The sequence below is a fragment of the Myxococcus sp. CA005 genome (genome assembly GCF_006518205.1).
GTDB lineage: Bacteria > Myxococcota > Myxococcia > Myxococcales > Myxococcaceae > Myxococcus > Myxococcus xanthus.
On record NZ_SRLV01000160.1, the window covers coordinates 1 to 8,023 of the forward strand.

8 protein-coding genes and 1 pseudogene are annotated in these 8,023 nt (G+C 70.6%); 5 read left to right on the top strand and 4 right to left on the bottom strand.

Going from position 1 to position 8,023, the window contains the following annotated elements; translation table 11 throughout:
- On the top strand, positions 1–2,060 hold a 2,060-nt coding region (locus FMQ63_RS36365), incomplete at its 5' end, for an ATP-binding protein (protein ID WP_228556566.1).
- On the opposite strand, the gene FMQ63_RS36370 is transcribed toward FMQ63_RS36365, so the two are convergent.
- Entirely contained in the window at positions 2,029–2,913 is an 885-nt protein-coding gene (locus FMQ63_RS36370; protein WP_011550473.1) for a 5'-3' exonuclease H3TH domain-containing protein, read from the bottom strand. The genes FMQ63_RS36365 and FMQ63_RS36370 overlap by 32 nt on opposite strands.
- A gap of 194 nt (positions 2,914–3,107) precedes the next feature.
- Here FMQ63_RS36370 and FMQ63_RS36375 point away from each other — a divergent pair, with 194 nt between their 5' ends.
- Genes FMQ63_RS36375 through FMQ63_RS36385 form a run of 3 tightly spaced genes read left to right on the top strand, consistent with a single transcriptional unit; the run spans position 3,108 to position 5,339 of the window.
- Complete coding sequence (locus FMQ63_RS36375; protein WP_020479064.1) at positions 3,108–3,467, top strand: DUF4398 domain-containing protein; 360 nt, start codon at positions 3,108–3,110, stop codon at positions 3,465–3,467.
- Positions 3,468–3,495: 28 nt separating this feature from the next.
- A complete protein-coding gene (locus FMQ63_RS36380; RefSeq protein ID WP_011550471.1) occupies positions 3,496–4,725 on the top strand; it encodes an OmpA family protein in 1,230 nt (409 codons plus the stop codon).
- Between the two features lie 23 nt (positions 4,726–4,748).
- Positions 4,749–5,339 carry a GNAT family N-acetyltransferase gene (locus tag FMQ63_RS36385; RefSeq protein WP_011550470.1) on the top strand — a complete coding sequence of 197 codons (591 nt, stop codon included), beginning with the start codon at positions 4,749–4,751 and terminating at the stop codon, positions 5,337–5,339.
- A 7-nt stretch (positions 5,340–5,346) separates the two neighbouring features.
- On the opposite strand, the gene FMQ63_RS36390 is transcribed toward FMQ63_RS36385, so the two are convergent.
- Together FMQ63_RS36390 and FMQ63_RS36395 are read right to left on the bottom strand one after the other, a co-directional pair.
- Positions 5,347–6,102, bottom strand: coding sequence for a DUF1338 domain-containing protein (locus FMQ63_RS36390; protein WP_011550469.1), 756 nt, complete (start codon positions 6,100–6,102; stop codon positions 5,347–5,349).
- A 405-nt stretch (positions 6,103–6,507) separates the two neighbouring features.
- A complete protein-coding gene (locus FMQ63_RS36395; RefSeq protein ID WP_026114062.1) occupies positions 6,508–7,026 on the bottom strand; it encodes a hypothetical protein in 519 nt (172 codons plus the stop codon).
- Between the two features lie 165 nt (positions 7,027–7,191).
- On the opposite strand from FMQ63_RS36395, the gene FMQ63_RS36400 reads away from it, so the two are divergent.
- Complete coding sequence (locus tag FMQ63_RS36400; protein WP_011550467.1) at positions 7,192–7,701, top strand: GNAT family N-acetyltransferase; 510 nt, start codon at positions 7,192–7,194, stop codon at positions 7,699–7,701.
- A gap of 88 nt (positions 7,702–7,789) precedes the next feature.
- Here FMQ63_RS36400 and FMQ63_RS36405 read toward each other — a convergent pair.
- Positions 7,790–8,023: pseudogene (locus FMQ63_RS36405) on the bottom strand (collagen-like protein); the annotation flags it as partial.

Genomic DNA, 8,023 nt, shown 5'->3' on the forward strand with positions numbered 1-8,023 from the left:
GCGTCGCACCCTCCCCTCCCGGAGTCTGGGTGCTCGACGACAGTCCGGTAGAGAGCCAGGCCATCTGCCGCGCGCTGGAGCCCTACTGCAAGGTCACCGGGTTCTTGGACGGAGCCTCGCTGCTGGAATCCCTGACGCAGGGGCCCGTGCCCGAGGTGCTCGTGCTGGACTGGCACCTGCCCGGCATGTCGGGCCTGGAGGTCTGCCGCTTCGTCCGGAGCAATCCCGCAACCGAGCACATCCCCGTCCTGCTCATCACCGGGAACACGCGCGCGGAGGACGTGGTGGAGGGCCTGTCCGCGGGGGCCAACGACTATGTCTTCAAGCCCTTCCGCCCGGTGGAGTTCGCCGCGCGCGTCCAGGCCCTGGCGCAGTGGGAGCGCAGCCGGCGCAAGACGTTGGAGGATGAACGGGCGCGACGCCGGCGGCTGGAAGGCACGCTGACGGAGGTCCAGGCCGCCGAGGAGCGCGCCTGGCGCAGCGAGCTGCGCTTCCGGCTGGCGGCGCGCGCCACGCGGGACGCGGTGTGGGAGTGGGACCCGCGCACGGGCCTCATGGATTGGACGAGCGGACTGCACGAAGTCTTCGGCTACGCCCCCGGCACCATCCGGGACGAGCATCGCTGGTGGGAGGAACGGCTGCACCCGGACGACCGCGCGCGCGTCGTCGCCAGCCTCCAGGCCACCGTGGAGGGCCCCGAGCACGAGTGGCAGGACACCTACCGTTTCCAGCGCGGAGACGGCTCCTGGGCCTACGTGGCGGACCGCTGCCACATCATCCGCGACGCGCAGGACAACGCGACGCAGGTGGTGGGCGCCATGCAGGACGTCACCGAGCGCCACGAGGCCGAGGCCGCCCGGGCCCGGCTGCTGGAGCTGGAGCGCGGCGCCCGGGAGGAGTCGGACCGGCAGCGCGCCATGCTGGCCACGCTCTTCGAACAGGTGCCCGCGCTGCTCGGCGTGCTGAGCGTGCCGGACCAGCGCTGCGTGGTGGCCAACGCGCGTCTGAGGCAGCGCTTCGGCCAGCGGCAGTTGGTGGGCCGCACGCTCCGCGAGGCCCTGCCGGAGCTGGAGGGCCAGAACGTCCTCGAGCTGCTGGATACCGTCTTCGCCACTGGCGAGCCCTTCAGCGCGCGGGAGCTGCCCGTGCGCATCGCCCAGGTGCCCGGCGCCCTTCCGCCGGAAGGCTACTTCGACTTCATGTACCAGCCGATGCGGGACGCCAGCGGACGGCTGGCCGCCGTCATCCTGTTCGCGGTGGAAGTCACGGACTCCGTCCTGGCGCGGCACAAGGAGTCGGAGCTGGCGCAGCAGATGAAGGCCCGCGCGGACTTCGAGCGGCAGCTCATCGGCATCGTCAGCCACGACCTGCGCAACCCACTGGGGGCCATCAGCCTGGCGGTGTCCATGATGCTCCAGCGCGGACTGCTGGATGAGCGGCAGGCGCGTCAGGCGCAGCGCATCCGGAGCTCGGCGGACCGCGCGACGCGGATGATTCGCGACCTGCTCGACTTCACCCGCGCGCGTCAGGGAACGGGGCTTCCGGTGTACCCGCAGCCCATGGACCTGCACGAAGTCGTTCGCACGGTGCTGGACGAGGTGCACGCCGGCTGGCCCGACCGTCACCTGGAGACGGAACGCACCGGAGATGGCGTGGGCACGTGGGACCCGGACCGGCTTGCGCAGCTCATTGGCAACCTGGTGGGCAACGCCTTGCAGTACAGCCCGCCCGGCACGCCCGTGCGGGTGACGTCCCGAGGCGATGACGACGGCGTCGTGCTGGAGGTCCACAACCTGGGCCCGGCGATTCCCCTGGAGCGGCAGCCGCGCATCTTCGAGCCGCTGGAGCGCGCCACGGTGCGCCCGGAGGACCAGGGCCGGCGCAGCATCGGCCTGGGACTCTACATCGTGCGCAGCATCGTCCTGGCCCACGGCGGCACGGTGGAGGCCCGCTCCCAGGAGGAGACGGGCACCACCTTCACCGTGCGGCTGCCACGCCATGCGCCCACGGCGCTGCCCCTGCACGAGCTCACGGCGCCCAGCGCTTGGGACGGCGCTTGAGCGTCGTCAGGCCCAGCCGGTCACAGAACGCTTCGTACACGGCGGGCGGCACGCCCTTCCACGCCAGGTCCTCCAGTGACGACGTGCCCGGCAGCGGCGCGTCCGTCACCAGCGTGGCCAGCCGGCGGTAGAGCAGCGCGGCGTCACGGTGCTCGCGCAGCGTCGCTGCCAGCTTCTCCGCGCCCCGGGGACGCACCTTCCACTCGGACGCCTCCGCGGGAATGTCCTCCAGGTGGCCATGCGCGCTCAGCAATGCCGACGCGCCCTTCTCCCCGAAGCCCGGCAGTCCGGGGATGCCATCCGCCGCGTCGCCCATCAGCGCCAGCAGGTCCGGCACGCTCGCGGGGGGCACGCCCAGCTTCGCGCGCACTGCGTCCTCGTCGAGCACCTTTTCCTGCCGCCGGTCCACCTGCACCACACGGCTGCCACGCACGCACTGGCCCAAGTCCTTGTCGGGCGTGAGCAGCCGCACCTGCTCCACCGTGTCCGCCCAGCGCGCCGCGGCGGTGGCCAGCGCGTCATCCGCCTCCTGCTCCTTCATGGACCACGCGGTGACGCCCAGCGCGCGCACGGCCTCCTCCGCCAGGTCGAACTGCGCGTGCAGCTCCGGGGGCACGCCCTCGTCGCTCTTGTAGCCGTCGAACAGCGCGTTGCGGAACGAGCGGATGGGGTTGTCGAACGCCACCGCCACGTGCGTCACCGCCTCGTCCGCGTCGTGCAGCAGCGCGAGCAGCGAGGACATCAGCCCCACCGTGGCCTTCACGTCCTGTCCATCCGGCGCGGCATGGCCCGGACGGGGCGAGAAATGGGCGCGGTAGAGCTCGTAGGTGCCGTCGACCAGGTGCAGGCGCATGTCGCCCTCTCTACCCCCGGCGGCGCACGCCGGCCAGTGCCCCGGTGCGCCCGGAAGGCGCTTGCAAGGCTGCTCGCCCGCCCTTCGGCCAACCCTGCCACGGTCGGATTGCCGGCCTGTCTCCGAGGGCCCACCTCTACGTCTGGGCGCGCCATGACGCGTGTCCACGTCCTCGAGCGGCAGGAGGTGAAACCATGCGCCTGAAGCTGGCGGCGATGCTGCTGGGCCTGACGATGGTGGGATGCGCCGGGCGGCAGGTGCTTCCCGCGCCGAACGAGCACCGTGTGCAGGCGGAAGCCTCGCTGCGCTCGGCGGAAGGCGCTGGCGCCGCCCGAGTCCCCGAAGCAGCCCTACACCTGGAGTTCGCCCGGCAGCAGATTGCCGACGCGGAGCGGCTGTGGGTGGAAGGCGAACAGGAAGCCGCGGAGCTGCGCTTCATGCAGGCCGAGGCGGACGCTGAGCTGGCACAGGCGCTGGCCCGGGCCGTCCCGCTGGAGCGCGAGTCGCGACGCTTGGCCGCCCAGGCGGAGTCCCTGCGCCGCGGCCAGCCGTGAGCAGCCAACCTCGACAGGAGAGAGCGACATGCTGAAGCGTGGATGGAAGGCCCTCGCTGGCGTCACGGCGCTGGCCGCCGTGGGGTGTGCACACGCACCACCGCCCCAGGAGCTCCTCAACGCGCGCGCGGCCTACCAGGAGGTCTCCACCAGCCCCCAGGGCCGAGAGCGTCCTCGAGACGTCGCGGCGGCGCGAGATGCGCTGCTGGAAGCCGAGCGGGAGTACGACCGCAGCCAGGACTCTCCTCGCACCCGCTCGCTGTCCTACGTGGCGTTGCGCAAGTCCGAGACGGCGGGGGCACGCGGCACCGCGGACCTGGCGGCGCGGCGTCAGGCGGAGGCCCAGGCCACGCTCCAGCAAGCGCAGGCGCGGCAGTGGCAGCGCTCGCAGGCGGAGCTGGATGCGGCCCGGCAGCAGCTCGCCCAGGCCGAGCGTGAGCGGCTGCAAGCCCTCCAGCAACAGCAACAGTCCCGGCAGCACGCCGTGACGCAGCAACAGGAAGCCGAGCGCATGCGGATGGATGCCCAGCGGCGCCAGCACGAGGCGGAACAGCTGCGGCGGCTGGCCCAGCAGCAGGAAGCGGAGTCGCGGCGGCTGGCGGAGAAGACCACGCGGCTTCAGGAAGAAGCGCAACGCCGGGCGCGGGCCGAGTCCGAATCCCGGCGACTGGCCCAGGAGAACCACGAACTGCTCCAGCGCTCGGCGGAGCTGGAAGCGGAGCAGGAGGCACGGCGCCAGGTGGAGCGGGAGCTGGAACGCGAGCGACAGGCGCGGCTCGACGCGGAACAGCGCGCCACGGAGGCGCTGACACAGTTGGAGTCGACGGCGCGCGACGTGAAGGTCCGCGAGGAGGAACGAGGCCTGGTGCTGACGATGTCAGGGCAGGTGCTGTTCGCGTCGAACGCGGTGGACCTGCTCCCTACGGCGCGTGAGCAACTGACGGAGGTGGCCCACGCGCTCAAGGTGTCCGACAGTCCCATGGTCATCGAAGGCCACACGGATTCGATGGGCTCGGACGCGATGAACGAAGCCCTGTCCTACCGGCGGGCGGAGCACGTGCGGGAGTTCCTCATCAGCCAGGGCGTGAGTCGCGACCGCATCCAGGTGCGCGGCCTGGGCGAGTACCGCCCCGTCGCCAACAACTCCACCCCAGAGGGCCGCGCCAACAACCGGCGCGTTGAAATCATCCTCCCGCGTGGAGGGGAGGAGGCCACTGGCGGCAGCGGCGCTGAGCCCCCGACGACGCCTCGGCGCTGAAATCCAACGGACGCCGGAGTTGAATGCCCGCCATGGGCCCAGACGCAGTTTTCAACCTGCTGAGCACCGAACGCCTGCATCTGGTGCAGCTCCCACCGGATGCGGCGTGGCGGGTGCTCGCGTACCACGAGGCGAACCGGGAGCACGTCTCCACCGTGTCACCGGCACGGCCGGCCAACTTCTTCTCGGTGACGTACTGGCGCACGCGGCTGGCGCAGGACCGCGAGGACTTCCGGCTCGACCTGTCGCTGCGCGTGTTCCTGCTGCCGCGAAAACAGTCCATCCAGTTGTCGCCCATCATCGGCAACATCTCACTCACGAACATCCGCCGCGGTCCGTTGCAGTCCGCGGACCTGGGCTACGGCTTGGACCACCGCTACGAAGGCCAGGGCCTGATGACGGAGGCCCTGCGCGCGCTGTGTGACTACGCCTTCAACGTCATGGGCCTGCACCGGCTCCAGGCCAACCACCTGCCGGAGAACCTGCGCAGCGCCGCGGTGCTGAAGCGCCTGGGCTTCCAGGTGGAGGGCATCGCGCGGGAGCTCCTGCTCATCGACGGCCAGTGGCGCGACCACGTCCTCAACGCGCTGATTGCCCCTGGCCGGCGAGGATGACCCGGAGCTACCCGCCGCGCTTCGTCATGTCGAAGAGCGCCCGGGCCTGGGGGCCCAGGAAGCCGTCGAAGTCCGGCGTGCGCTGGGCAATCTCGAAGTAGGCGTAGGGCCAGGAGCGCGAGCCACCGCCCTCGAGCAACACGGGCAGCGGCGCGGCCTGCGTGGCCGTCTGCCGCAGCGACGTCCCGGGCGCGCCCTCGATGTCGGCCTTCATCGGCACCCCGGCCTCGCGCATGCGCTTCTGCCACGCCTCCACGTCGTCCACCGAGCCGGTGAAGTGGTTCACCTTGCGGCCGAAGGCGAGCAGCCAGGCGCCATACTGGGACTCCTTCTCCAGCTCCAGCAGCGCGGCCTCGTCTGGAGGGGGCGGCGAGCCGAACCACGCGGCCAGTGCGTCCACGTCCTCGGGAGGCGCGGGGTCCTCGGGCAGCCGGGCGAGCAGCTCGCGAGCGCGCGGGGACAGCTCCTCCTGCTTCAGCTCGGAGATGAAGATGCGGGGCAGCCCTGCCGGATGTGACAAATAGATGGCGGACAGGTGCGCATCCGGAAAGGTGTACGCGCCCGCGGCCTTCCAGCCGAGCCGGATGAAGGACTGCGAGAAGAGCGCGATGCCACCACCGGGCCGGGCCAGCGAGCGAAGCGCGACATGGTCATTGCGGAAGCGGCCCCCTGAGAGCTGCACGAAGGTGCGCGCATAGGGCACCTCCGCGGCGTAGCGCTCCCACAGCAGGTCCAGGAGACGGTGGGCGGAGTCGGTGGTCATGGCGCGCGAATCTAGCGCCACCACCCGCCGTGGCGGCCCAGGCCACCGTCCCTCGGAAAAAAGAGCGGCGGCGCGCGGCCCCGGGTCCTTGGAGGGGACTTCAGCCAGAGACGCGCGCCGCCGAGCAGCGAAGCTGCTGAAGACTCGCCTTGGAGTTTCGAGTCTTCACACCGAGGGTATGGTATGCATTGACTTCTTCCCCGCCACCCCACCCGCCACCCGGAAGCGAGCGCCGGAATAGGGTGTGGCGAAGGAAAAGGCCAGGACGCTGCAAGCCGCCTCACCAACGCAGCGTTGAGCTAGCTTGAAGTCCTGCTAATCCAAACTTTGTAGCCGCAACATTCCGCCTGAGATGCGTGAAAGACGGCTCACATCATTCGAATGAGAGAATTTGAGAACTGAGAGTCAGTGCAGATGCTCGGGAAGCATGGGCAGCCCGTGGAAGAAGCGGCGCCCGCTCTCGAAGCGGCGGTGGAAGCAGATGCGGTCATCCAGGTAGAGGCGGGCCATCTCCTCCTCGCCATAGGCAGTGAAGAAGGTGGCGCGGGCCTCGTCGCAAGCGGCCTCATACGCCGCGCGCAGGGCCTCCCAGTCCTCGGGTGGAGTCTCCTCGCCGCTGAGCCAGACGCCCTGCTCCACGCCGTACTCACGCTCCATCAACTCCAGCTCCAGCGCCAGGCGGCACACGCGGGGTTCGTCACCAATCGCCTCGTCCGCCATGGCGGTGAGGATGTGGGCCACCAGGAAGAAGCCCGCATCGGGAGGCACCACCCCTTCTTCACGCGCGGCGCGGAAGGCCACCAGCAGCTGCGCATCCATCGCGTCGTCCCCCAATTCCAGCAACTGGGTGGCGAGGCCCCGCCACCGCGCCTCCATGTCCCCCACTTCCTGGAGGTTCAGTGCCTCGTCTCGCGTCTTCTTCATCGTGTGGCTCCTTCGGGAACTGCTCCCGAAAATCTCATCCGGGTCTGACGTCCAACCACGATTGCGAGGACGTCCGGATTTACCGCTGCTTGCATCCACCGTTGGGCGGATGACGGAGCACCGCGGTGGCCGTCCGCTGATGGACGCGTCGTCGCCCGTCGAGTCATGCTGCTCGCCACCGTGTCCATCGACCTGCGCGCCGCGACGGCTGCGGACGCCCCCTTCCTCTTCGCGCTGTACGCCAGCACCCGGGAGTCTGAGCTCGCCGCCTGGGGCTGGGCGCCCGCACAGCGCGACGCCTTCCTCCGCATGCAGTGGGTGGCGCAGTCGCACGACTGGGCGGCCCGCCATCCTCATGCCGACCACCAGTTGGTGTGTCTCCAAGGCCAACCCGTGGGGCGCCTGCTGGTCGCGAAGGACGCGGCGGCGTGGCGGGTGGTGGACATCGCCTTGTTACCCGCACACCAAGGCAGCGGCGTGGGGACCCGGCTGCTGACCCAGGTGCGGGACGAGGCCGGGAAAGCAGGCGTCCCCCTCCGGCTGCGAGTGCTACGAACCAACCCCGCGCGCAGGCTGTACGAGCGCCTGGGCTTCGAGGTGGACGCCGAGCCTCCCGAGGAGGCCGCCGCCCCTTACGTCGCCCTGACGTGGAACCCCGCACCACATCAGGACTGATGCACAGCGGAACCATGCTCCGGAAACACGAACGGCCCGCGAGCTGATTGCCCGCGAGCCGCCCGCATCCCCCCCAAACCGCCAGGACCTACAGGAACACGTTCTCCGGCGTGGGCGTGACAGTCCGGAGGTCATAGCCGGCGGCCCCGGCCTCGGACGGCTGAGGCGCGGCCAGCGTCCCGCCACCACCCGAACCACCATTTCCACCGCACGCGCCGCCCCCACCGCCCGCGGAGATGGCCTGGCTTGCGCCCGTGGGATTCGCGGTGGCGCCCGCGGCACCCGCACTCACGAGAATGCCGCCTGTCACGCTGGGCGTCGT

Coding starts and splice junctions, on each gene's coding strand:
- FMQ63_RS36370 (WP_011550473.1), bottom strand. CDS start 2,913: ATGCGCCTGCACCTGGTCGACGGCACCTACGAGCTCTACCGCGCCCAT.
- FMQ63_RS36375 (WP_020479064.1), top strand. CDS start 3,108: ATGCGCCTGAAGCTGGCGGCGATGCTGCTGGGCCTGACGATGGTGGGA.
- FMQ63_RS36380 (WP_011550471.1), top strand. CDS start 3,496: ATGCTGAAGCGTGGATGGAAGGCCCTCGCTGGCGTCACGGCGCTGGCC.
- FMQ63_RS36385 (WP_011550470.1), top strand. CDS start 4,749: ATGCCCGCCATGGGCCCAGACGCAGTTTTCAACCTGCTGAGCACCGAA.
- FMQ63_RS36390 (WP_011550469.1), bottom strand. CDS start 6,102: ATGACCACCGACTCCGCCCACCGTCTCCTGGACCTGCTGTGGGAGCGC.
- FMQ63_RS36395 (WP_026114062.1), bottom strand. CDS start 7,026: ATGAAGAAGACGCGAGACGAGGCACTGAACCTCCAGGAAGTGGGGGAC.
- FMQ63_RS36400 (WP_011550467.1), top strand. CDS start 7,192: ATGCTGCTCGCCACCGTGTCCATCGACCTGCGCGCCGCGACGGCTGCG.